The sequence below is a fragment of the Acinetobacter sp. YH12129 genome, from assembly GCF_013418685.1.
GTDB classification, from domain to species: Bacteria; Pseudomonadota; Gammaproteobacteria; order Pseudomonadales; family Moraxellaceae; genus Acinetobacter; species Acinetobacter amyesii.
This window is the reverse complement of the sequence record NZ_VPBP01000010.1, coordinates 74,743-97,923: the sequence shown is the minus strand read 5'-3', so window position 1 is coordinate 97,923 and position 23,181 is coordinate 74,743. Positions and strand designations below refer to the sequence as shown.

Annotated in this window: 25 protein-coding genes and 1 pseudogene; 14 read left to right on the top strand and 12 right to left on the bottom strand. The window is 41.6% G+C overall.

Annotated elements, in window-relative coordinates:
* Both FTU65_RS07550 and FTU65_RS07545 read left to right on the top strand, forming a co-directional pair.
* Positions 1–266, top strand: a 266-nt coding sequence (locus FTU65_RS07550) for a zinc ribbon domain-containing protein (protein WP_180066614.1), incomplete at its 5' end; no start/stop codon positions are given.
* A 17-nt stretch (positions 267–283) separates the two neighbouring features.
* Positions 284–865, top strand: a pseudogene (locus FTU65_RS07545) (aminotransferase class I/II-fold pyridoxal phosphate-dependent enzyme); the annotation flags it as partial.
* Between the two features lie 70 nt (positions 866–935).
* Here the strand turns inward: FTU65_RS07545 and FTU65_RS07540 are convergent.
* The 12 genes from FTU65_RS07540 to FTU65_RS07485 form a co-directional block, all read right to left on the bottom strand.
* Positions 936–1,958: an NAD(P)-dependent alcohol dehydrogenase gene (locus FTU65_RS07540; protein WP_180003640.1), complete on the bottom strand. Its 1,023-nt coding sequence runs from the start codon at positions 1,956–1,958 to the stop codon at positions 936–938.
* A gap of 25 nt (positions 1,959–1,983) precedes the next feature.
* The gene (locus FTU65_RS07535) at positions 1,984–2,553 is read right to left on the bottom strand and encodes a DNA-3-methyladenine glycosylase I (RefSeq protein ID WP_180042052.1); all 570 of its coding nucleotides are present in this window, start codon (positions 2,551–2,553) and stop codon (positions 1,984–1,986) included.
* Positions 2,554–2,572: 19 nt separating this feature from the next.
* Complete coding sequence (locus FTU65_RS07530; RefSeq protein WP_078191630.1) at positions 2,573–2,818, bottom strand: hypothetical protein; 246 nt, start codon at positions 2,816–2,818, stop codon at positions 2,573–2,575.
* 15 nt (positions 2,819–2,833) lie between these two features.
* The gene (locus FTU65_RS07525) at positions 2,834–3,361 is read right to left on the bottom strand and encodes a M23 family metallopeptidase (protein WP_180066619.1); all 528 of its coding nucleotides are present in this window, start codon (positions 3,359–3,361) and stop codon (positions 2,834–2,836) included.
* A 67-nt stretch (positions 3,362–3,428) separates the two neighbouring features.
* Positions 3,429–4,475 carry an A/G-specific adenine glycosylase gene (gene mutY / locus FTU65_RS07520; protein ID WP_180055728.1) on the bottom strand — a complete coding sequence of 349 codons (1,047 nt, stop codon included), beginning with the start codon at positions 4,473–4,475 and terminating at the stop codon, positions 3,429–3,431.
* Between the two features lie 155 nt (positions 4,476–4,630).
* Complete coding sequence (locus FTU65_RS07515) at positions 4,631–4,990, bottom strand: HIT family protein (protein ID WP_078191628.1); 360 nt, start codon at positions 4,988–4,990, stop codon at positions 4,631–4,633.
* 51 nt (positions 4,991–5,041) lie between these two features.
* Positions 5,042–5,782, bottom strand: a complete 741-nt coding sequence (locus tag FTU65_RS07510) for a dienelactone hydrolase family protein (protein ID WP_180011067.1) — start codon at positions 5,780–5,782, stop codon at positions 5,042–5,044.
* 191 nt (positions 5,783–5,973) lie between these two features.
* Entirely contained in the window at positions 5,974–6,666 is a 693-nt protein-coding gene (locus FTU65_RS07505) for an FKBP-type peptidyl-prolyl cis-trans isomerase (protein WP_180022944.1), read from the bottom strand.
* Positions 6,667–6,720: 54 nt separating this feature from the next.
* Positions 6,721–7,434, bottom strand: coding sequence for an FKBP-type peptidyl-prolyl cis-trans isomerase (locus tag FTU65_RS07500; protein WP_078191625.1), 714 nt, complete (start codon positions 7,432–7,434; stop codon positions 6,721–6,723).
* Between the two features lie 246 nt (positions 7,435–7,680).
* Positions 7,681–9,873, bottom strand: a complete 2,193-nt coding sequence (locus FTU65_RS07495; protein ID WP_180066612.1) for a polysaccharide biosynthesis tyrosine autokinase — start codon at positions 9,871–9,873, stop codon at positions 7,681–7,683.
* A gap of 16 nt (positions 9,874–9,889) precedes the next feature.
* Positions 9,890–10,318 carry a low molecular weight protein-tyrosine-phosphatase gene (locus FTU65_RS07490; RefSeq protein ID WP_180066610.1) on the bottom strand — a complete coding sequence of 143 codons (429 nt, stop codon included), beginning with the start codon at positions 10,316–10,318 and terminating at the stop codon, positions 9,890–9,892.
* Positions 10,318–11,394, bottom strand: a complete 1,077-nt coding sequence (locus tag FTU65_RS07485) for a polysaccharide biosynthesis/export family protein (protein WP_180066617.1) — start codon at positions 11,392–11,394, stop codon at positions 10,318–10,320. Before FTU65_RS07485 ends, FTU65_RS07490 begins: the two co-directional genes overlap by 1 nt.
* 399 nt (positions 11,395–11,793) lie before the next feature.
* Here FTU65_RS07485 and tviB point away from each other — a divergent pair, with 399 nt between their 5' ends.
* The 12 genes from tviB to FTU65_RS07425 all read left to right on the top strand — a co-directional run bounded on the left by tviB (position 11,794) and on the right by FTU65_RS07425 (position 23,122).
* A complete protein-coding gene (tviB, locus tag FTU65_RS07480; protein WP_180066608.1) occupies positions 11,794–13,071 on the top strand; it encodes a Vi polysaccharide biosynthesis UDP-N-acetylglucosamine C-6 dehydrogenase TviB in 1,278 nt (425 codons plus the stop codon).
* 14 nt (positions 13,072–13,085) lie between these two features.
* Positions 13,086–14,111 carry an NAD-dependent epimerase/dehydratase family protein gene (locus tag FTU65_RS07475; RefSeq protein ID WP_180066606.1) on the top strand — a complete coding sequence of 342 codons (1,026 nt, stop codon included), beginning with the start codon at positions 13,086–13,088 and terminating at the stop codon, positions 14,109–14,111.
* Positions 14,112–14,121: 10 nt separating this feature from the next.
* Positions 14,122–15,294 carry an oligosaccharide flippase family protein gene (locus tag FTU65_RS07470; RefSeq protein WP_180066604.1) on the top strand — a complete coding sequence of 391 codons (1,173 nt, stop codon included), beginning with the start codon at positions 14,122–14,124 and terminating at the stop codon, positions 15,292–15,294.
* Entirely contained in the window at positions 15,294–15,887 is a 594-nt protein-coding gene (locus FTU65_RS07465; RefSeq protein ID WP_180066603.1) for a DapH/DapD/GlmU-related protein, read from the top strand. Before FTU65_RS07470 ends, FTU65_RS07465 begins: the two co-directional genes overlap by 1 nt.
* Positions 15,888–16,007: 120 nt before the next feature.
* A complete protein-coding gene (locus FTU65_RS07460; protein WP_180066601.1) occupies positions 16,008–16,556 on the top strand; it encodes an acyltransferase in 549 nt (182 codons plus the stop codon).
* A gap of 31 nt (positions 16,557–16,587) precedes the next feature.
* Complete coding sequence (locus tag FTU65_RS07455) at positions 16,588–17,706, top strand: glycosyltransferase (RefSeq protein ID WP_180066599.1); 1,119 nt, start codon at positions 16,588–16,590, stop codon at positions 17,704–17,706.
* A complete protein-coding gene (locus FTU65_RS07450) occupies positions 17,703–18,797 on the top strand; it encodes a glycosyltransferase (protein ID WP_180066597.1) in 1,095 nt (364 codons plus the stop codon). Before FTU65_RS07455 ends, FTU65_RS07450 begins: the two co-directional genes overlap by 4 nt.
* Entirely contained in the window at positions 18,794–19,933 is a 1,140-nt protein-coding gene (locus FTU65_RS07445; RefSeq protein WP_180066596.1) for a glycosyltransferase family 4 protein, read from the top strand. The genes FTU65_RS07450 and FTU65_RS07445 overlap by 4 nt, the downstream gene beginning before the upstream one ends.
* Positions 19,934–19,965: 32 nt before the next feature.
* Positions 19,966–20,505 carry a serine O-acetyltransferase gene (locus tag FTU65_RS07440; RefSeq protein WP_180066594.1) on the top strand — a complete coding sequence of 180 codons (540 nt, stop codon included), beginning with the start codon at positions 19,966–19,968 and terminating at the stop codon, positions 20,503–20,505.
* 153 nt (positions 20,506–20,658) lie between these two features.
* On the top strand, positions 20,659–21,261 hold the full coding sequence (locus tag FTU65_RS07435) for a sugar transferase (protein ID WP_180066592.1): 603 nt from the start codon (positions 20,659–20,661) through the stop codon (positions 21,259–21,261).
* Positions 21,261–21,917 carry a NeuD/PglB/VioB family sugar acetyltransferase gene (locus FTU65_RS07430; RefSeq protein WP_180066591.1) on the top strand — a complete coding sequence of 219 codons (657 nt, stop codon included), beginning with the start codon at positions 21,261–21,263 and terminating at the stop codon, positions 21,915–21,917. Before FTU65_RS07435 ends, FTU65_RS07430 begins: the two co-directional genes overlap by 1 nt.
* Before the next feature lie 35 nt (positions 21,918–21,952).
* Positions 21,953–23,122 (top strand): DegT/DnrJ/EryC1/StrS aminotransferase family protein, encoded by a 1,170-nt coding sequence (locus tag FTU65_RS07425; RefSeq protein WP_180066589.1) that lies wholly within the window; start codon positions 21,953–21,955, stop codon positions 23,120–23,122.
* Positions 23,123–23,181 lie beyond the last annotated feature (59 nt).

The window sequence follows — 23,181 nt, the reverse complement described above, 5'->3', positions numbered from 1 at the left end:
GATCTTCTGCACTAAAAACAATGCTCAAGTATAAATGCGAGAACGCAGGCGTATTGTTTGAAGAAGTCCAAGAAGCCTATACCACCCAAATCTGTTCGTGCTGCGGTGAGATCACCTCAAGTAGTCCAAAAGGTAAGACAGATCTTGGAATAAGAGAATGGGAGTGCATGAGCTGTGGTACAGCTCATGATCGAGATATAAACTCAGCTCTAAACATTCTTGCGCTTGGGCATAAGCGTCTAGCTGTAGGAATCACCCTCTTTTAAGGGGGTGAGGATGTCAAGCTGAGTGTAGTTTCAATGCAAAGCGACCATTGCCTATCAAATATTGGGACCGGGCGGGCTATGTGATCTATTGTGCGTCGATTTCAAAATCTTTATCGCCTTCTTATCGGGTGGGGTGGTTTTGTCTTCCACCACATTTGCAACATTTGCGTCCCAAATTACTTTTGCAAAATAATTCGGTGAATACGCCTTTGCAGTTAGGACTTGCCGATTTGATTTTTAGTCGTGCGTATCGCCAACATCTTGCTGAATTGCGTCCTAAATTAATGGTGCAAGTCGAGCAGTATCGTCAGTATATTTACGATGCTTTTCAAGGGGTTGATATCCGTCTAAATCGGCCTCAAGGCAGTTATGCACTGTGGTTGCAGATGCCTGAACAAATAGACAGTTTGGCGCTGTATTACCATGCGCAAAAACGTGGCATCAATATTGTGCCAGGTTTAATTTTTGGTGAGGACAATCGTTATAACAATTGTATTCGCCTAAATGCAGGGCATGAGCTATCGACAGAAATTCAGCAGGCCATTTTGTTGCTTGCAGATTGGGTGCGAAAGGAATGCATAAACTCAAATACCGTCTAATTTTGATGAGTGTATAAAGGACACAAGAAAGCCTGCATGCAGCAGGCTTTCTTGGCTTAGATTTTTGCCGTTAAAAATCAGCTTTCAGCACAATTCGATAACGAACATTTCCTGAATGCAAACGTTCAATCGCTTCATTCACCTGAGACATGGGATACATTTCAATTTGTGGTGCAATATTTTGACGTGCAGCGAATCGAAGTAATTCACGCAGTGCTGCAGGAGAGCCTGTTGATGAGCCAGTGACAGATTTAGCACCGCTGATCAACATTCCTGCAGGGATTTGCATCGGCTCAAGTGCTAGGCCAAGCATGTGAACGCTTCCATTCGGTGCCAAAGTCGAAAGATAGGCTTGCCAATCCAACGTCACATTGACCGTGCTTAAAATCAAATTGAACTTCCCACGCTGCGCTTTAATTGCAGCAAGATCACGACTATTCACCACATGGTCAGCCCCCATAGCTTTAAGTTCATCGGTTTTATCTAAGTTTGAGCTGAATGCGGTAATTTCACAGCCCCAAGCTTTGAGCAATTTAATCGCCATATGACCTAAACCACCAATGCCGATCACGGCAACATGGTGAATGGCCTGAATTTGGTGCTGTAATATGGGATCAAATACCGTAATCCCGCCGCAGAGTAGAGGACCAGCACTGGTTGGATCGAGATCATCTGGAAGGGGAATAACCCATTGCCAGCCCGCACGGACTTTGTTGGCAAAGCCACCCGCATGACCGACGATTGTCGCCGTCTTGGTTCCAGTACATTGCACTTGGCGACCATCGATACACGAGTCACAGTGTTGACAACTTTCTGCTGTCCAGCCAATGCCTACACGTTGTCCGACTTTGAGTCCTTTTGCTTCGCTGCCGAGTTGGGTAATGGTTCCAATCACTTCATGCCCTGGAACCACAGGATATACCGAAGATTTCCAATCATTTTGGATAATAGAAATATCTGAGTGACAAAGACCGCAATACTCGACTTTGACTTCAACCTGATGGGCTTGTAATTCACCTGCATCAAATTGGTAGGGAACAAGGGCTTCACCACTGTTCATTGCTGCATAGGCTTGAATTGTATTGTCACTCATTATTCTATCCTTTCTGTTTTTGAGGTCATTCTGCGTGCGTGTATTTAAAGTCACAGTGATTTTCATGATCATTGACCATGCCGATAGCTTGCATCAGAGCATAGCAAGTCGTTGGGCCGACAAATTTAAAGCCATGCTTTTTTAATGCTTTGGACATGGCCTGACTTTGAGCGGTTTGTGCAGGGGCGCTGCGATATTCAACTACATCATTATTGGCAATTTGACCTTCGACAAAATTCCAAAGAAATTCCACCGGATGAATCCCTTGGGCTTTTAACTGTTGCCATGCTTTGGCATTATCACGAATGGCAGTGAGTTTGCCGATATGGCGAATCAAACCTGAATCTTGTAATTTTTCTTGTAATTGTAGGTCACTCAACGCTGCGATTTCGGCAATGGGATATTGAAAAAAATGCTGCTGATAGCAGGCCCGCTTTTTCAGCACAGTGATCCAAGACAGCCCCGCTTGTTGTCCTTCAAGACATAGCATTTCAAAGAGATGCTGCTCATCAAAACTAGGTTTAGCCCACTCAGTGTCGTGGTAGGCAATATATAAAGGATCTTCGGAGCACCAAGCACAGCGTTGTATCGTCATGTTGAATGCTCCTTTTGACTTAAATTTTAAAGACAGTCCATTGATCGTTTTTATTGTCCCAATACAACAGTTCCGCTTGATCGAGATCGGCAAATTGAATCCATACATCTTTACCCGATTTGTCTGCGTAACCGGTGCTGATGAGTAATGCTTCTTCAGTGATCTCCATGATCCAGCCCTGATAAGACTGTCCATTGAGGCTGATTTTTTGTTGATTACCAGATTCTGCAAATTCCACCAGACGATTGATCAACGCTTCTGACATGTATGTTTCCTAAAATTAACGTAAATACGGATAGGGGTTAACGGCATTGCGACCTTTACCACCCAAGTAAATGCCATAATGCAAATGTGGTGCAGTATGTCGAGCATTGCCAGTATTACCTACATAGCCAATGACATCACCTTTTTTGACATAGTCGCCGACGTTTAAGCCACGTTTATGACCATCAAGATGCGCATAATAATGCCAAGAACCTGCGGGCCCCATAATCCATATCACTTTACCACCCAAATTGTTATTACGTAAGTCAGCAACTAAACCTTCTGTAGCACTGAGAACTTTTGTTCCACGTGGAACAATAATATCAATGCCTTCGTGGCTTCGTCCTTGGCTACGCGCTGCGCCCCAAGTGTCCTTGAGCTCACTTCGTTTGACTTGATGAACAGGAACAGGCAATTGATTGGATAAACGCATGTTTTGTAATTTTTTCACTTCATGAGCAGGCAATGTACTGCCTGATGGTTTGGGTGGAGTCGACGTACAGGCGCTGAGTAAAAGCAAAATAAAACCAATACCGCCGAACAACCCTTTGCGAAGCTGAAAAAATCCTTGAGTCACATTTGTCCCTATTCAATTGATGAGCAGTTCAAAACTATGGCATAGAATGGCTTTCGAGTTCTAGCGTAGAAATAAGTTTTTTCATGGCGGTTGGAATACCGAGTGCAGTGGCTTGTATCGGGGTATACCACTGTGCGTTGCATTCAATGGCTAAATGCTCTTTTTGATCGGCAGCAACGGTAAATACAGTAGCTTCTAAAAGCCAAGTGAAGTGGGTAAAGCTATGTGATATCTGCACTTGAGTGGTGGTAGGTTTCAGTCCAAGTTGCTGAGTGTAGGATTGAAACTCATGGGGTTGATCAAAAATAGGTAAACACCACAGACCGCCCCATAGACCGCTATTCGGACGTTGTATCCACAGCCATTCTCCTGCAGATTGAATCAGCATGACTTGAGCCTCTCTCACTGGAACAGGCTTTTTAGGCTTTTTATAAGGTAATTCAGTTTCTAAACCCTGAGCATGTGCTTTGCAGTGCTGTTGCATGGGACAATATAAACAGAGCGGCTTTTTCGGCGTGCATACCGTTGCACCCAGATCCATAATCGCTTGGGTATAATCGTGGTTGCGTTCAGTGGGGCAGAGCTCTGTCGCCAGTTGCCACATGGCCCGTTCATGTACAGGTTTCGATAAATCATCTTCTATAGCAAAGAAACGAGACAATACTCGCTTGACGTTGCCGTCCATAATCACGCCATATTGTCTTAAACCCAAAGACATCAGCGCACCCGCAGTAGACGGGCCGATGCCCGGTAGCTCCATCCACTGCTCAAGATTGCTTGGAAAATGTCCCTGACGTGCAACAATACCCGCGGCTTTGTGTAAGTTCCGAGCCCGTGCATAGTAGCCTAAGCCAGCCCAATAGGGCGCCACATCATCCCAAGAGGCATGGCCTAAATCTTCAACAGTCGGAAACCGTTGAATAAATCGATCAAAATATTGTAGGACAGTTTTGACTTGGGTTTGTTGCAGCATAATTTCTGAAACCCACACTTTGTAAGGGTCATCCTTCACTTGCCACGGTAAGTCATGACGACCATGGACATCAAACCAGTCGAGAAGGGCATCAGAAAAGTTAAACATGCAATACAGTCAAAATTGAAAAAACCTGCCTAGTATACATCTTTCAATAGTCATTCTTTTTGTTCAAAACGAAAACTGTATATCAGGGGAAATGCAAAAATAGTGGCCATCAAAAAAGGAGCCGAAGCTCCTTAGTGAGTGTGAATTTTTAAAGTTTAGCTTTTAAAGCCCCAGCGGGTATCGAGCGCCAATGTTTGGTTTTCATAACGTGGAATAATGTGAATATGCACATGTTCAGTGGCTTCGCCAAAAACTTGTCCATCATTAAACCCAATATGAAAGCCAGTAGGTTGATAGCGTAAATTTAATTCATTACGCGCTTGTTCAAGTAAGGACATTAAACTTTTACGTTCTTTATCAGTAATTTCAAAAAATGAACCAACATGACGTAGCGGGACAATGACAGCATGCCCTTTAGACAGTGTATGTGGTTCAGGAAGTACAACACCAAAATCATTTTTTGCAATCACGTCATATTCGTCAAAATTGCAATATGGACAATTGAGTTCTGTCATTGTGCTCTCCTCATTTTTATAAATTAAATATTGGTATTGGTTCTTAGCGCTTTAAGAACTAAGCTGGCGTGCTAACAAAGCATACATGGCCGCTAAGCTTTGTTGTTCTGCAGCAGCGTTATAAGCTAAATCTACGCCGTTTGCTTTGGCGCGTTCATCCGCCATCGGGTTGCTAAAGCCATGTTTTGCACCTTCAAAAATATTGATTTGATACTGCACTTGGGCAGCATCCATTTCATTTCTAAAGGTTGCAACATCATCTAAGCTCACCATCGAGTCGAGCTCACCATGTTGCACTAAAATCTCTGCTTGGACTTGTCCTGTTTGTGCAGGAGTCGCTGTAGCAAGTGTTGCATGGAAGGTCACCACAGCTTTTAATGCAGCACCTGAACGAGCTAAATCCAGCACGACTTTTCCGCCATAGCAAAAGCCTATAGCTGCGAGTTTATCTGCATTTACTTCTTTTTGCTGTGCCAAAGTGTTTAATGCAGCAGACGCACGGGTCACAATGGTGTCGGCATGATCAAAAGTTTGCATCATCCATTCATAAGCTTGCTTGGCATCTGTGGTGACTTTTTTGTCACCATACATATCCAAAGCGAAAGCAGCATAGCCTTGTTCAGCCAATTCGCGCGCACGTTGTTCGGTATATTCATTGCGTCCCCACCATTCAGGGGCAACTAACACACCTGCGACTGCAGTGTCTGACTCTGGTGCGGCAAAATAGCCAAAAAGTTGAGTTCCATCAGCTGCTGTATATTGAATTTCGCGAGTCTTAATTTTAACGGTCATGGTCAAATCCTTATGTGCGGCTACGCAGTTGATGAAGATTTAAAATAAAGGGAAATTGGTTTTTGTGAAATAAATATAAGATATCAATGTGAATTTTAAGTCAAATCAATCAAAAAAATTGTAAAAGAAAATAATGGAACGATGAAATATTGAGGAGCATCGAGATTTGTCGATGCTCCTGAAGGGAGTAGTTATTTCGGGAGAACTTCAATGAGCTCTACATCAAAAATCAGCGTGCTGTTTGGCTCAATGACGTCTGCTGAACCAATTTGACCATAGCCCAAATTGGCAGGAATGAAGAAGCGATATTTTGCACCTTCTTTCATCAACTGTAGACCTTCTGTCCAACCCTGAATGACTTGACTCACTTGGAACATCGCAGGTTGGTTACGTGCAATTGAACTATCAAAAACAGTACCATCAATTAAGCGACCTTCATAGTGAACTTTCACTGTTGAATTTGCTTTGGGTGACTTACCTTTGCCAGCTTGAATGACTTGATACTGCAGGCCAGATTTCGTGACCTGAATGCCCGGTTTTTTGGCATTTTCAGCAAGGAAAGCGGCACCAATGGTGGCATTCGCATCCGCTTTTTGCTTCAGTTCAATCAGTTGTTTCGCTTCGGTTTGCTTTTTATATTGGGTTAAGGCACGGGTCATTTCTTCATCTGTTAATGACGAAGCTTGACCTTTAGAAGCTGCCTTTAAACCTGCAACAAATGCATCAATATCCAAATCCTTAATGGATTCAGCATTACTGCGTCCCATTAAATAACCAAAACTATAACCCACTTGTTCTGCAGCACTACTTTTATTACTGACATCTTTGGCAAATACAGTGCTTGAGCAGAATGCCAAACACAACATACTGATCTGTAATTTCATGACCGAGTCTCAAAATAAAGCAGGAGAGCGAAAAGCTCTCCTGTACCGGTTTTATTATTTAACTTCAATGAGTTCTACATCAAAAATTAAAGTACTGTTCGGTGGAATCGTTCCCGGAACACCTTGAGCACCATAACCTAGGTTTGAGGGAATATATAAAGTAGCTTTGCCACCTTCCTTCATTAACTGCAGACCTTCAGTCCAACCCGGAATTACTTGGTTCAACGGAAATTCAATTGGCTCGCCGCGCTGTACTGAACTATCAAATACTGTGCCATCCACTAACTTACCTGTGTAGTGAACTTTAACAACTGATGTAGCTTGCGGTTGTTTACCTGTACCTTCTTTCGTTGTTAGGTACTGTAAACCAGAAGCAGTGGTTTTAACCCCCGCTTTGCTTTTGTTTTCCGTTAAGAAATTATCACTGCTACTTTGTGCTTGCTTATTGCTTTCAAGCTGCTTGTTTTGCATTTCTTGCTGGAACTCAGCATATGCTTTTTGTAATTCTTCTTCAGTATATGCAGGTTTTGCACGAGCATGGCCTGCACGAACGCCAGTGACAAAGCTATCAATATCTAATTCTGGAGGCGTTTGATGGGCAACTTCATAACCAAGTGCATAACTGATTTTAGCGACAGCAGAAGCATTTGCAGCTGGTTGAGTTGATGTTGCTGATTGCGTAGCAGGTGTTTTAGTTGCATAGTAAACAGGAACAAGTGCGGCACCGCCGAGTAATACAGCGACAGCGATAGGTAGGGCCTTACTCATATATTTTCCCACAATTATTTTATATGTAAAAAGTTGCTGAAATTCTAGCAGACTTTTCCTGTTCAGCGCTTACCTATCTCTATGATCAGGTAAGGTGCAGGAAAGATCATCATAGTCATGTTCTTATTTTTATACTATAACGGTATGAATATATAAAACATTTTTTATACAGAAAGATGCATGCAACATAAATTTCGAAAATAAAAAAAGCCACCGTATTCGGTGGCTTTTTTGAATAGGCTTGAATTAGTCTTGGTCTTTTGAAGCTTTATAACCATAAGAATAGTTATAGCCATAACCATAACCATAACCAGCTGAGCTACGTTGAATGTCGTTTAAAATAATACCATTGACCTTCACACCCACTTGTTCAAAGCGGTTCACGGTTAACTCTAGTTCTTTCAACTGAGTTTTGGCATAACGAGCAATCACCAAATTCACACCAGCATATTGCGAAATAATGATACCGTCTGTCACCGCAAGTACAGGAGGGGTATCAATGATCACATGATCAAACATCGGTGAAATCAAATCTAAGAATTCTTTGAATTTACCAGAACTTAAAAGCTCAGATGGATTAGAAGGGCTTTTACCACGAGTAATCACACTCAAATTTGGAATTTCAGTGGTTTTAATGATGCTGTCTAGATCACGCTGACCATTTAAATACTCAGAAAGACCTGGTTGGTTGTCATGATTGAAGTATTTGTTCAAATAACCACGACGTAAATCGGCATCAATAATTAAAACACGTTTATCGCTTTGCGCAAGAATCGTAGCTAAATTGGTTGAAATAAACGATTTACCAACTTCTGGTGCTGGCCCCGAAATCATGATCAGGTTATTTTTTGCAGATGTCAGTGCAAAGTGAATGGCAGTACGCATACTGCGCAGGCTTTCAATTGCAATATCATCGCTATTTTTAACCGCAAGTACAGGAATGGTCTTTTTCTTCTTCAGTAACTTGATGCGACTTTCCTGAATAGGGGAACGTGGCACAGTGGCATAAACCGGAAGATCAAGGGTGTTCTCAATTTCTGAAGAATCTTTGATTCCTGAGCGTAGCATGTTACGTAGTAGTGCAAGTAATGTACCGAGGAAACCACCAAGAAAAATTGAAAGTATCAAGATTTGTAGTTTTTTTGGTGCAATTGGTTCAATAGGCTCTACGGCAGTATCCACAATACGGACATTACCAATTTCACCAGCTTTGGCAATACGAAGCTGTTGGTAAGAATTCAACAACGCTGTATAAAGTTGTTGTTTCACTTCAACTTCACGATAGAGCTGTAAATAACGACGTTGTAGGTCTGGTAATTTTTTTAAGGTGGCATTTAGTTCAGCAATTTTGCTATTGATTGCACCCAATTGAGCATTCATTTGTTGCATCACTGGATGCTCACTGGTGTACTTCGCAGAAGCTTCAGCAACTTTTTGCTCTAATTCAGCTTTTTGAGTTTCAAGAGTGACACTTTGAGTTAAATAGAGTTCAGATTCTTTAGTGACATCGACAGTATTAAACTCTTGACGGAATTTGTTAAATTCACGTTCTGCGACATCAAGCTGTTGTTTTAATTCAGGGAGTTGTTCGTCTAGGAATTTTAATGTTTGTGCACTTTCAGCCGAACGTCTTTCAATATTTTGATGGCTGTAGGCTGCTAAAATGGCATTTAAAACTTTTGTAATATGTTCTTTATCTTGGCCCTGATAGTTAAGGCCAAGCACGCCCGTCATTTTTCCTTTTTCAGCAACCGAATAGTTTGCCAAAATGCTGTCCACAGCAGCTGGTAAAGATTGCTTTTGAATCAAATAATGATCATTGAGTTGGTCACGGGTGTAAATAGCAATATCCCACTGTCCGTCAGCGGTGCGTAATGAATTATCTTGGTTTAATTTACCCGTTAAAATGATTTGCTCAGTTTTAAGATCAGTTAATGTAAACTGATTATCTTTAAAGCTGAGATCAATATTTTTATCTCGATATACTGCTGGAATATTAAACTGTCGAATATCAAAACTTTTTTCATTGTCTTTAAAAGTTACTGATTTATTTTTATATTCAGTCACATAATCATGTGGAGAAAATAGGCGATCAATAAATGAATTCTCTGTACCCGAAACTTTAAGATCAAGATGCAAATTTTGAATCACAGTACCTAGAACTAAGCGTGATTTTAAAATTTCAATTTCTGCTTGAGCTGGTTGCTTTTGATCAATCATGCCTGATAGATCACCCAAGAGTGCTGCTGAAGTTCCTTTACTTTCTTCAACCTGTACCAGTGCATTTACTGCGTAGGTATCAGGCGTGGTTCTTAAATAAAGTAGGGCACAAACGAGACTTAAAATTACACATAAAGCAATTAACTTCCATTGTGCAATCAGAGAGAAAAATAATTCTTTTAAATCAATTGTATCTTCTGTATTGGTATTTTGGCTCATAATCGTACATCAAAAGTTAAATATGTTTAGTCCAATCTGCAACGCAGGATTGGATCAGTTCTGAGGTTTGGTCAAAAAAGGCTTGATCGTGCTGGTATGGGTCAGGCACATTTTTACCTTGCCAATGACCTAAACGAAAAGTCTTACCCTTTGCAAATGGCCATGTTTGTTCAATATGCTTTTGTTGATTTGAACTCATGACTAAAATTAAATCTGATTTTTTGATCAGTTCAGCATTTAATTTTTGGGCAATATGTCCACTCATATCGACGCCAATTTTTTGCATACAGTATTGGGCTTTATCGTCTGCTGCGTGTCCAATCATCCCTGCGATTCCCGCTGAATAAATATTCAGATTGGGATGAGCTTTTTTTAGGAGATATTCTGCCATAGGGCTTCGGCAGATATTACCTACGCAGACCACCAAAATATTTTTAAATAACATTATTGGCCCAATCTGTCCATGTTGTAGATCATATTTGAGAAAGGAATCACTTGATTGATCACACGCTGCCAGCGAGCTAAACCAGATGCATCAACATACACAATATCGTTGCTACGCATTTTGAACTGGTTTGCGAGCCCAAAGTCACCGATACTGGTTAAATCTAAATGGTAAATTTCAGTCATTGGGCTATTCATATCGCTACGCACTACGTAGATTTTACCTCGACTTGCTGAAAGCGAATTTAGCCCTAGGCTCTCTCCGAGCACATCACTGAGGCTCATGCCTTGATCCCGCATAGGGACAGGTTTATTTTGACCAGATTCACCCATCACATATATTTTTTGATTTTCGCGTGAATTGACATAAATCGTATCATTAGGTTGGATGAGCAAATTATGTAGTGAATAGCCCGCTTGTTCTAATTGGATACTGTTTAAGTTATAAGTTTGCCCCTGGCGTACTAAGGTAATAGACGTATTGTCACCAAGTTGCGTATTTACGCCGCCAGCAAGACCAAGTGCAGTGTATACACTGGTTGGTTGGTCGGTCAGATTAAACTGACCACCTTTCATCACATTACCTTGGACCGAAAAACGTTGGCCTTGATAGGATAGGACGCGAACAATCACATCTGGGGTTTTTAAGTAACGAGCAAGTTGGCTGCGTAATTCCTGATTGACTTGTGTCAGCGATTTTCCTGCAGCTTTATATCGGCCAATAATAGGGAATTGGATATAGCCACTTTGATCAATTTGGTAGCCGTTTGATTTAATCGCTTCTTCATTGCTTATTGTATTTGTGGGTGGGGTTATTTCAGGGTATGCCCATAAATAAATAGATAAAATATCACCTGAGTTTAGACGATAATTTTGTTGTTGTTGATTGAACAGATGGGCAAAATTTTGCTGATTTACTTGGGCGGGTTGAACAGCTACTAAATTTTCTTGAGTCAGTTTAATAACATTGACTGTCGAGCCTAAATCAGTCTGAAATGTACCTTCTTTAGGAAGGTCATAGGTTTGTAAGCCTGAAGTAATGGCACAACCCGTCATACTTAGACTCAAAGCTAACATACAGCTATAACGATAGTAACTCACTCGAATACAAATCCTATTTATAAAATTTTTGAATCATTAAAATGCGGGTTTAAGTACCCAAATTACTCATTTTAGAATGTTAAGTTTATACTATTCACCTTGTAGAATATAGCTTTACATTTGTTTTAAATCGTAAGTTTAATCAAGACTTGCATGTATGAATATCTTTTAAAGATCTTGTTGTTAGTTGATTTTTTTTTAAATGAGTAATGTTTGTTTTATAGGGGAAATTGTTTAATCCTATAAATATTCTTGATTAAAATTACAGTCGTCATAGAACATCATTACACAATCGAAATTTGATTTTCTGATATAATTTAACGCTATTTACAACATAACGATGATTGATAGTTCATCGATGACATAGGCTTCAGTATGTTACAACTCTCCGAATTAAAAATTGCCATAATCGGATTAGGTTATGTCGGTTTACCTCTAGCTGTTGAGTTTGGAAAAAAAGTTCCCGTGGTGGGCTTTGATATTCATCAGAAGCGTATTGATGAATTACGTAGCGGACGTGATCATACTTTAGAAGTCTCTCCTGAAGAGTTAGCACAGTCGGCTCAGTTAAGTTACAGCGCAAATTTAGAAGACTTAAATGACTGTAATTTTTTTATTGTTACTGTTCCAACTCCTATTGATGAATATAAACAGCCAGATTTAACCCCATTGGTAAAAGCTTCAGAAAGCATTGCTAAAGTGCTGAAAAAAGGTGATGTGGTTGTCTACGAGTCAACAGTTTATCCGGGTGCAACAGAAGAAGTCTGTATTCCTGTTTTAGAGAAGAACTCAGGCTTAATATTTAATCAAGATTTTTATGCAGGCTATAGCCCTGAACGAATTAACCCAGGCGATAAACTGCACCGTGTGACGAATATTTTAAAAATCACCTCGGGTTCTACGCCTGAAGTCGCTGATTATGTTGATGCAGTTTATAACCTGATTATTGAAGCAGGTACACACAAAGCAGCCAGCATTAAAGTTGCAGAAGCAGCCAAGGTGATTGAAAATACCCAGCGCGATGTGAATATTGCCTTAATTAATGAATTGGCGTTGATTTTCAATAAAATGGGCATTGATACCGAAGCGGTATTACAAGCAGCGGGAACAAAATGGAACTTCTTACCGTTCCGTCCAGGTTTAGTTGGCGGTCACTGTATCGGTGTTGACCCGTACTATTTAACGCATAAAGCCCAAGCGATTGGCTACAACCCTGAAATTATTTTAGCGGGTCGCCGTTTAAATGATGGTATGGGGGCTTATGTGGTCACTCAGTTGGTGAAAGCCATGCTGAAAAAACGCATTCAAGTAGAAGATGCCAAAGTTTTAATTTTAGGTTTAAGCTTTAAAGAAAACTGTCCGGATATCCGTAATACCCGCATCATTGATATTGTGAAAGAATTGAAAGAATATCATATTGATGCCGATATCTATGACCCTTGGGTGGATGGAGCTGAGGCTGAACATGAGTACGGTATTAGCCCTGTGCAAGCGCTGGAAAATGCCAAATATGATGCTGTAATTTTAGCAGTTGCCCATCACCAGTTTAAAGATATGGGCGTAGATGCGATCCGTGCTTTGGGTAAAGCTGATCATGTGCTGTATGACTTGAAATACGTCTTATCTCAAGCTGAATCTGATCTTCGTTTATAAGAGGGCATACCATCATGAATCAATATCAACAGGTATGTGAAAACCTTAAAACAGCGCCTAAAACATGGCTGGTAACAGGTGTTGCGGGCTTTATTGGCTCAAACCTTTTAGAAACCTTACTCAAGCTCAACCAAACCGTAGTGGGTTTAGATAACTTTGCCACAGGTCATCAGTACAATCTTGATGAAGTACAAAGCTTAGTGACGGCTGAACAATGGGCGAAATTCAGTTTCATTGAAGGTGATATCCGCAAATTAGAAGATTGCCAAAAAGCCTGTGTAGGTGTGGATTATGTGCTGCATGAAGCAGCTTTAGGTTCTGTACCGCGTTCGATTGCCGATCCAATTTTGACAAACAGTGCAAATATCACTGGTTTTTTGAACATGATGGTCGCTGCGCGTGATGCCAATGTATCAAGTTTTACTTATGCTGCCAGCAGTTCGACTTATGGTGATCACCCCGCATTGCCAAAAGTAGAAGAAAACATCGGTAAGCCATTATCTCCATATGCAGTGACGAAGTACGTCAATGAATTATACGCAGACGTATTTGCAAAAACGTATGGCTTTAAAACGATTGGCTTGCGTTACTTTAATGTCTTTGGTCAGCGCCAAGATCCGAAAGGGGCTTATGCGGCGGTGATTCCAAAATGGACTTCATCGATGATTGCTGGTGAAGACGTGTTTATTAATGGTGATGGTGAAACCAGCCGTGATTTCTGTTTTATTCAAAATGTTGTGCAAGCGAATATTTTAGCTGCGACAACGCAAAGCGATGAAGCAAAAAATCAAGTCTATAACGTGGCTGTGGGTGACCGTACTACGTTGAATGAGTTATATCGTGCCATTCAGGCAGCGCTTGCAACTAATGATGTGAACTTTGAGCGTGATCCTGTTTACCGTGAGTTCCGTGCAGGTGATGTACGTCATTCACAAGCGAGCATTGCCAAAATTGAGCAACATTTGGGTTATGCACCGCAGTATAAAATTGCCGAAGGCATTCAATTGGCCATGCGTTGGTACGTCAATAACTTAAAATGATCTTGAGCAGATGATTGCGAAACTGTTCGCAAAATATCAGTCCATTGGACTGATTACCTTAAGTTTACTGGTCGGTGCGATAATGACATTTATCGCACTTCCTGTTTTAACGCGCCTATATTCTGTTGCTGATTTTGGCGCGTATGGTATTGCTTTGGCGATTGTCAGTGTACTTTCAACAGTAGCTAATTTGCGTTTGGATCAAGCGCTGTTGGTTGCCGAAGAACAAGATAAAAAAAGCCTGATTTTTGAGGGTGCAGTCTTTTCAACGGTGATTGCTGTGATGAGTGGCATCGTTATCAGTCTGATTTTAAATGTTGAAATGGCGTTTGCTGTGGCAACGGGTGTGCTTGCCAATACCTTGCTTCAGAGCGTTTATAACTATCAATTTGCTGCGCATAAGGAATATTTTTGTGCAGGCTTAAATATTTTTAGAAGTGCGATTGTCGTTGCGGTGCAACTGAGTTTGCCACTGTTTATACAGATCAGTCTGGTCAATAGCTACAATGTCAGTTCTATCCTGATGATCGTGGCGATGTTGCTCTACATCTTGAAGTATCAGCTCTATCAAGTCAGTTGGCAGGCTTTTAAAAATTATAAAGATTTCATTTACGCCAATACACCGCATGCCTTGCTGAATAGTTTTTCGCATAACTTGCCGTATTATGTGGTGTCGCATTTTGTCGGTGTGCAGGTGATGGGTTTCTATGCCATCGTTGAGCGGACTTTACGTGTCCCGATCAATCTAATTTCACAAACCCTGCGTCAATTTTTTATTCGCAAATTTAAAGATGTGGATTCAAGCCAAAATGCGTTAAAAGCAAGTGTACTACTGAGTTTAGTTTCACTGCCGTTATTTGCTTCGGTCTTTGTATTGCCTGAATCTTTATATTTATGGGTTTTTGGCAGTGAATGGGTGGGTATTTCGAGTTATTTTCAAATTTTAGCTTTGGGCTATTGGGCGATTTTCTGTAATCCACCAAGCTCAGCTTTTTTAATAGCTAAGCGCAACAGCCAAATACTGTTTAAATTGCAAATCGTTGAACTCATGATTAAGTTCGCTTTATTTGCAGGCTTCTATGCAGTCTTTGCTGATAAAGTGTATATGTTACTTGCGGTGCCTGTGGCATTAATTTTCTATAACTTTGCCATTTTATATGTTGTGTGGAGAAACAAAAACTGATGTTTTTTAAAATTTTAAAATACATGAATTGGTTTGCTTCACAGTGCCGTAAAGTGATGTACAACATAGCATTTGGCACGCAATTCCGTTACTTCGGCAAAGGCTGTACGGTTGATATTAGCGGACAAGTCAAGATCGGTAAGAATGTCTATATTGGCGATCATGTCAGTTTAATTGTTGAGCAAGGCGCAAGCTTAGAAATCGCGGATAACAGTTTTATTGGTGAAAGTTGTTACATCAAATGCTTTGGTGGCAAGGTATCGATTGGCAAAGACGTCAGCATTAACTCGAAGTCATTTATCAATGGCTGTGGTGGGCTGAGCATTGGCGATAACACCCGTATTGGTACGCAAAGCATCATCATTGCCAGTAATCATAAATTTGGTGAACCTGATGTGTTGGTGAAAGATGCGATTACCAAACAAGGCGTGAGTTTAGGCGAAAATATTTGGCTTGGTGCGCGGGTGACGGTACTTGATGGTGTGAAAATTCCAAGTGATTCGGTGATTGGCGCGTGTAGCCTCGTCTCGAAACCTTTGGATGAATCAGGTGTCTATGTCGGTAGTCCTGTTAAAAAAATCAAATCGCTCTGATCTTTTTTTTCATCCTGTATCGTGACTGCGGTTTCCATATCGTAAAGTAGATTTTCAGCGTAAAATATTCAGCTTAATTTTCTCCCTTTTGATTTTCTGATCCTGACATAGGTCATGCGTATGGCATTTATAGTTTCTGCTTTTCGACAGCTGTTTGATCTTGCTTATTTTATGGCGAAGGGCAGTGTGGCTTATGCACGCAAAAAAGGTGTGAAAGTCGGTGAAAACTGCCGAATCTATATTAAAAGTTGGGGCTCAGAACCGTTCTTGGTTAGCATTGGCGACCATGTGACGGTCACTTCAGGGGTGAAATTTATTACCCATGATGGCAGTACCTGTCTAGTCAAAGATGAGCAAGGGAAGCGCTATCAACGCTTTGCCCCAATTCAAGTTGGTTCGCATGTGTTTATTGGGGTCAATACCATTGTAATGCCAGGCGTGAGCATTGGCTCAAATGTGGTGATTGGTGCAGGCTCAGTGGTGACAAAAGATATTCCTGATCATAGCGTGGCGATTGGTGTGCCTGCCAAAGTGGTATCCAGTTTTGCTGATTATCAAGCCAAAATTCAAAGCACCTGTGCCAGTGACAGTGAGCTTGCTGGCATCACGGATTATCGTGAGCGTGTTGAGCGTGCCATGGCGATTCAAGCCTCAAAAACACTGCATTAATATTCTCCCATTTTAAAATTTAGGTCTGCATATGTTGAATAAAGTCATGTTCTTTTTGCCGAGCTTGGGCGGTGGCGGTGCAGAACGTACAGTCATTCAACTCGCCAACAGCTTTGCGGAACAAGGTCTAAATATTCATTTGGGCGTGTGTAATGTCACAGGTGATAAAGCTAAGCTGTTGCCTGAAGTCAGCCCGAAAATTCAATTGGTGAATTTTAATTGCGGTCGGGTGATGAATAGCATCACGCCTTTAAAAATAAAAATGAAAGCTGAGCAATACGACTGCTTAGTCGCAACGCAAACCCACACCAATATTGTGGCAGGTATTGCGAAAAGACTCGCAGGTGTTAAAACGCGATTAATCTTCCGTGAAGTATCTACGCCGTCCAAAAACTTAAAATTGCAAGGTCTTGCCAAATTTTTGCTGAAAACTTTGGTGAATTGGACTTATCCCATGGCACAGCAAGTGGTCTGTGTTTCCAAAGGGGTTGAAGCCGATTTTCGTGAATATTATGGCTATAAAAATAATAATCTGAGCACGATTTATAACCCTGTATTGGACGATGCCTATTTTGAAAAACTCAAAGCGCCAGTCACACACAAATTTTTAAATGGTGACCATAAAGTGATTTTGGCAGTGGGGCGTCTCACTGAAGCAAAGAACTTTGGTTTTCTGATCCGCTCCTTTAAAGCCTTGCATGATCAGCATCCTGAAACCCGATTATTGATTTTAGGTGAGGGCGAACTGCGTGCAGAGTTTGAAGCTTTGGTATCTGACTTAGGTTTAAAAGATGTCGTGGATTTACCTGGCTTTGATTCAAACCCGTATGCCTATTTTAAATATGCATTCCTGTTTGTTTTAAGCTCGAATTGGGAAGGCTTGCCGGGTGTACTTATTCAAGCCTTAGCCTCTAAAGTGAAAGTGGTGAGTACCAACTGTCCAAGTGGACCAATGGAAATTCTAGAAAACTCTAAGTTTGGTTTATTGGTTGAATGTAATGATCAAGCAGGTTTAACCCATGCGATGCAGCAAGCGATATTTGCAGATTATGTGCGATATCAAGAAGCTGATTTTGAAGCGCATATTCAGAAATTCCACAAGGCAACGGTATTGAAGCAGTACTTAAACATGATGGAGTCTGCAACATGAGCAAACCGTTGATGGTACATGTGATCACCAACTTTGCAGGCGTGGGGGGTGCCGAAATGATGTTGGCACGCTTAATTCAGCAAACTGAACATGACTATCAGCACGTGATCATTGCACTGATGAAAACTTCCAAGGTATATCAAAGTACTTTAGAGCGTTGTCAGTCGCATTATGCGCTCGGTTGGAATGGTTTAAATACGCTGAGTACGATGAGTAAGCTGCGCGCATTACTCAAAAATCTACAGCCCGCAACGGTGCAATGCTGGATGTACCATGCCAATGCATTGACCAGTCTCAGTGTTATCGGTTTAGCGAAAAAACCAAAGGTCGTATGGGGTATTCATCATTCTCTTGCTTCTCCTAAAGATGAATCAATCAGCACCAAGATTGCCTTGGGCATAAGCAAAATACTGTCACAGCAAGCCAGTGCTATTATTTATTGTGCGCATTCGTCTATGCAGCAGCATCAGGCCTTCGGCTTTAAAAATGGCAATAGCCAAGTGATTGCCAATGGCGTGTTTCTCGATAAATTTCAGCCTAATCCCCAATTGCATGAACCAATCGTGATTGGTTTTGCAGGGCGTTATCACACGGCCAAAGGCTACCCCTATTTGTTTGAAACGATGGGCTTACTCAAGGATCAAGACATCATCTTTAAAATTGCAGGTAGCGGCGCGAGTTTAGAGAATCCTGAAGTAAAGGCTTTATTCGATCAATATCAATTGGATAGTCAAAAAGTCCAGTTACTTGACCAAATCTCAGATATGCCTGCTTTTTATCAATCGATTGATGCATTCCTCATGACTTCAATTACCGAAGGTTTTCCGAATGTGTTGGTCGAAGCCATGGCATCAGGTTTGCCTTGTATCAGTACCGATGTTGGTGATGCGCAATATATTGTGCAAGAGCTTGGCGAAATTGTACCGCCGCGCAATTCGGCTGTATTGGTGCAAGCAATTTTAAATTATGTGCAGCAAAGCAATGATGAAAGATTGCAATTGAAACAAGCCGTGCGTGAGCGCGTAGAAGCACATTTCAGTATTGAGAAAGTGAGTCAGCAATATATGCAAGTTTGGGAGCAAAGCCGTTGAAATTTCTGATGATCAGCAGTTTTTTGCCATCGGTACTCAATTTTCGTGGCAAGTTATTAGAAGCGATTTCTGCCCGAGGTTATGAAATTCACATCATGGCACCTGAGTTCGCATTATTCCCTGAAGAACAGCAAAAACTGCAAGCCCTTGGCTATCATCTGCATGAAATTCCCATGCAGCGCACAGGCACCAATCCGCTGTCGGATTTAAAACTGTTAAAACATCTCTATCAGAAGATCCGTCAAATTCAGCCTGAGTATGTGCTGTCTTATACTATTAAACCTGTGATTTATGGCACGCTGGCTGGATGGCTTGCGAAAGTACCGCATCGTTTTGCTTTAATTACAGGTCTGGGCTATGCCTTTCAAAATGTGGATTCTGGCAAGCGTAGTCTGTTTCAAAAGTTGGTGCATGGCTTATATGCACAAGCGCTCAAACGTAGCGATAAAGTCTTTTTTCAAAACCCAGACGATTTAAAGCTATTCCAAGACATGCATTTGCTTGATGCCAATAAACCAACTGTGGTGGTGAATGGTTCAGGGGTGAATGTGCAAGACTTTGATGTCATGCCTTTACCCAAAAATGAACAAGGGCAGGTCAAAGCCTCATTTTTACTTATTGCACGGCTTTTGGGTGATAAAGGTGTGCGCGAATACGCTGAATCGGCGCGCATCATCAAAGCACAATATCCTGAATCGGAATTTCATTTGGTCGGTTGGATTGATGATAATCCATCAGCTATTTCTAAAGCCGAACTCGATGAATGGATTGCCGATGATCGCCTCAACTATTGGGGCAAACTCAGTGATGTCCGTCCTGCAATTGCAGAATGCTCAGTGTATGTGTTGCCATCTTATCGTGAAGGCACGCCACGTACGGTATTAGAGGCGATGGCAATGGGTCGTGCTGTGATTACCACCGATGCGCCGGGCTGTCGTGAAACCGTTACCAATGGTGTAAATGGCTATTTGGTTGCGGTGAAATCAGTCAATGATTTGGTGCAATGCATGCAATACTTTATTGAAGATCCAAAACTGATTGAGTATATGGGACAGCGTTCGCGAGAAATTGCGCTGAATAAATATGATGTGCATCAAGTGAATAAGCACATGATGGCTGAAATGGGTATCCATTAAAGGCGATTCACCCAATTTAAGAGGCGATCCAGATGACTTTAAAATATATAAAAAGTGATTTATACCGTTATACGGGCAATCTTGGTTTTAAATCATTTTTGAAAACTTATTTTTTCAATCGTGGTTTTAATTTTTCATTTTGGCTGCGTTTGGCCAGTGCAAAATCATTTTGGGCAAAGTTGGCTTATCCCATTTATTATTATAAAAAAAAGCAGTACGGCATAGATATTCATACCACAACTCAAATTGGATATGGTCTGTTTATTGGTCATGGCGGGCCGCTGGTTGTTAACCCTACGACTGTGCTTGGCAATAATGTAAATTTATCGCAATTTACAACGATTGGTGCCAATGGCGGCCGTCAAGCAGCAGACATTGGAGACAATGTTTATATTGGGCCGAATGTTTGCATCATTGAGCATGTCAAAATTGGCAATAATGCCACTATCGGTGCGGGCAGCGTTGTGACCAAAGATATTCCTGAAAATGCAACAGCGGTGGGAAACTACGCGAAGGTGATCAGCATGAATAATCCGGGTCATGCAGTTAATCGTCGTTGGACCGATCTCTAAACGACTATATTTTCGGGATCTTTTGGAATGGGCAATACTTGAGTCCCTTTGACGGTTGAAATATTTTACAAATCTGATGGTCTCGAACAGGGTATAATCATTGCTATAAATGGATACCATTCCCCTATCTTCATCTAATCTTAAGAGTGAACCATGTTAAAGCGTTTATTGGATATTGTTATTGCATCATCTGCGCTGGTGCTGCTGTCTCCTGTTTATGCTTTGGTGGCTTATAAGGTGAAAAAGAATTTAGGTTCTCCTGTTTTATTCCGTCAGCTACGTCCGGGTCTGCATGGTAAGCCTTTTGAAATGGTGAAGTTTCGCACTATGAAAGATGCACTCGATCTCGATGGCAATCCATTACCAGACAGTGAGCGTCTGACCGCATTTGGTAAAATGCTGCGTGCCACCAGTTTGGATGAAATGCCTGAACTGTGGAATGTGATTAAAGGCGATATGAGTATTGTCGGACCACGACCATTATTGATGGAATATTTACCGCTCTATAATCGTGAGCAGGCCAAACGTCATAACGTGCGTCCGGGCATCACAGGACATGCTCAAGTGAATGGTCGTAATGCCATTTCATGGGAAAAAAAGTTTGAACTCGATACTTGGTATGTGGAAAATCAGTCTTTATGGCTGGATTTTAAAATCATGTTAAAAACCGTGAAAAAAGTGATTGCCAAGGATGATATCAGTGCCGAAGGTGAAGCCACCACGACTAAATTTACCGGCACACCGGAACAAAAATAATGACAACACTCTATGCGATTTATGGGGCTTCAGGTTGTGGGCGTAGCCTGATGCCTGTCGCGCGTCAGCAATTGGCACGTCAAGGTGATGCGTCTGAAATTATCTTTATCGATGATGCTTTAACAGACATTGCTTCAGTCAATGGTCATCGTGCCATGAATTACCAAGCGTTTCTAAATGAATTTGCATCGACAAAATACGTGCAAATTGCGATTGCCAATAGTCGTGTGCGTGAAAAAATCGCTCAGCGTTTAGAAGCGGATGGCATTCAGCTTTGGTCGATCACTGCGGACAATGTGGTTTTAATGGATCAGATAGAACTCGCTGAAGGTTCTGCTTTGAGTCCCTTTGTCACCATTGGCTCAAATGTCAAAATCGGCAAGTGTTTTCATGCCAATTTATACAGTTATGTCGAGCATGATTGTGTGATTGGGGATTTCGTTACTTTCGCACCAGGCGTAAAATGTAACGGCAATATTCATATACATGCACATGCCTATATTGGTGCGGGTGCGATGATTAAGCAGGGCACACCTGATCAGCCTTTAGTGATTGGTGCAGGTGCGATTGTGGGTATGGGTGCTGTCGTGACCAAAAGTGTACCCGCAGGCGTCACCGTGGTGGGTAATCCCGCCCGAATTCTGACTTCAAAATAGATTTTTAAACTCGATTTTTAGACTGGGAAAACTCCATGTTAAACAGTGCATTTGAGCCTTGGCCAAGCTTTACCCAAGTAGAAGCCGATGCGGTGTCAAAGGTCCTATTATCCAATAAAGTAAATTATTGGACAGGTCAGGAATGCCGTGAATTCGAAAAGGAATTTGCACAGTTTGCAGGAACCAAACATGCAGTTGCCGTTGCCAATGGTACAGTAGCACTCGATTTAGCCCTCAAAGCTTTGGGTATTGGTGCAGGTGATGATGTGATTGTCACTTCACGGACCTTCTTAGCTTCAGCAAGTTCAATTGTCACCGCAGGTGCCAATCCTATTTTTGCTGATGTTGAACTGGATTCACAGAATATCTCACGCCGTACAATTGAAGCAGTCATCACTCCAAATACCAAAGCCATTATTTGTGTGCATTTGGCAGGGTGGATGTGTGATATGGATCCGATCATGCAATTGGCTGAGGAAAAAGGCATCTTCGTGATTGAAGATTGCGCTCAAGCACATGGCGCGATGTACAAAGGTAAATCGGCAGGTTCAATTGGTCATATTGGGGCGTGGTCATTCTGCCAAGACAAGATTATGAGCACGGGTGGTGAAGGCGGTATGGTCACTACCAATGACGAGAGTCTGTGGAAAACAATGTGGTCGTATAAAGATCACGGTAAAAACTTTGATAGCGTGTATAACAAGCAACATCCACCGGGCTTCCGTTGGTTGCATGATTCATTTGGTACCAATTGGCGTATGATGGAAATGCAAGCTGTGATTGGTCGTCTGCAACTCAAACAAATGTCTGAATGGACGGCAAAACGTAATACTAATATGGCGCGTATCCAAGCCGTATTTGAAAGTAGCCCTTATTTTACCGTAGCGAAACCGTCAAACGATTATGTACATGCCGCTTATAAATGCTATGTGCAAGTCAATGTTGATGCTTTACCCGACGGCTGGTCACGTGACCGCATCATGGCGGAAATTTCATCTCAAGCTGTTCCATGCTTTAGCGGTTCATGCTCAGAAGTGTATTTAGAAAAAGCCTTTGATGGCACAGCGTGGCGTCCAAAACAATCATTGCCACAAGCAAAACAACTCGGTGAAAGCAGTTTGATGTTCCTTGTACATCCAACATTGTCGGATGCCAGCATGCAAAAAACAGTGGATGCTATTACGCAAGTCATCGCAAAAATCTAAACCTGAAAAGCGCGTATAATATTAGGCGCGAATATTCCCTTGACCTGATTCGAGCACGT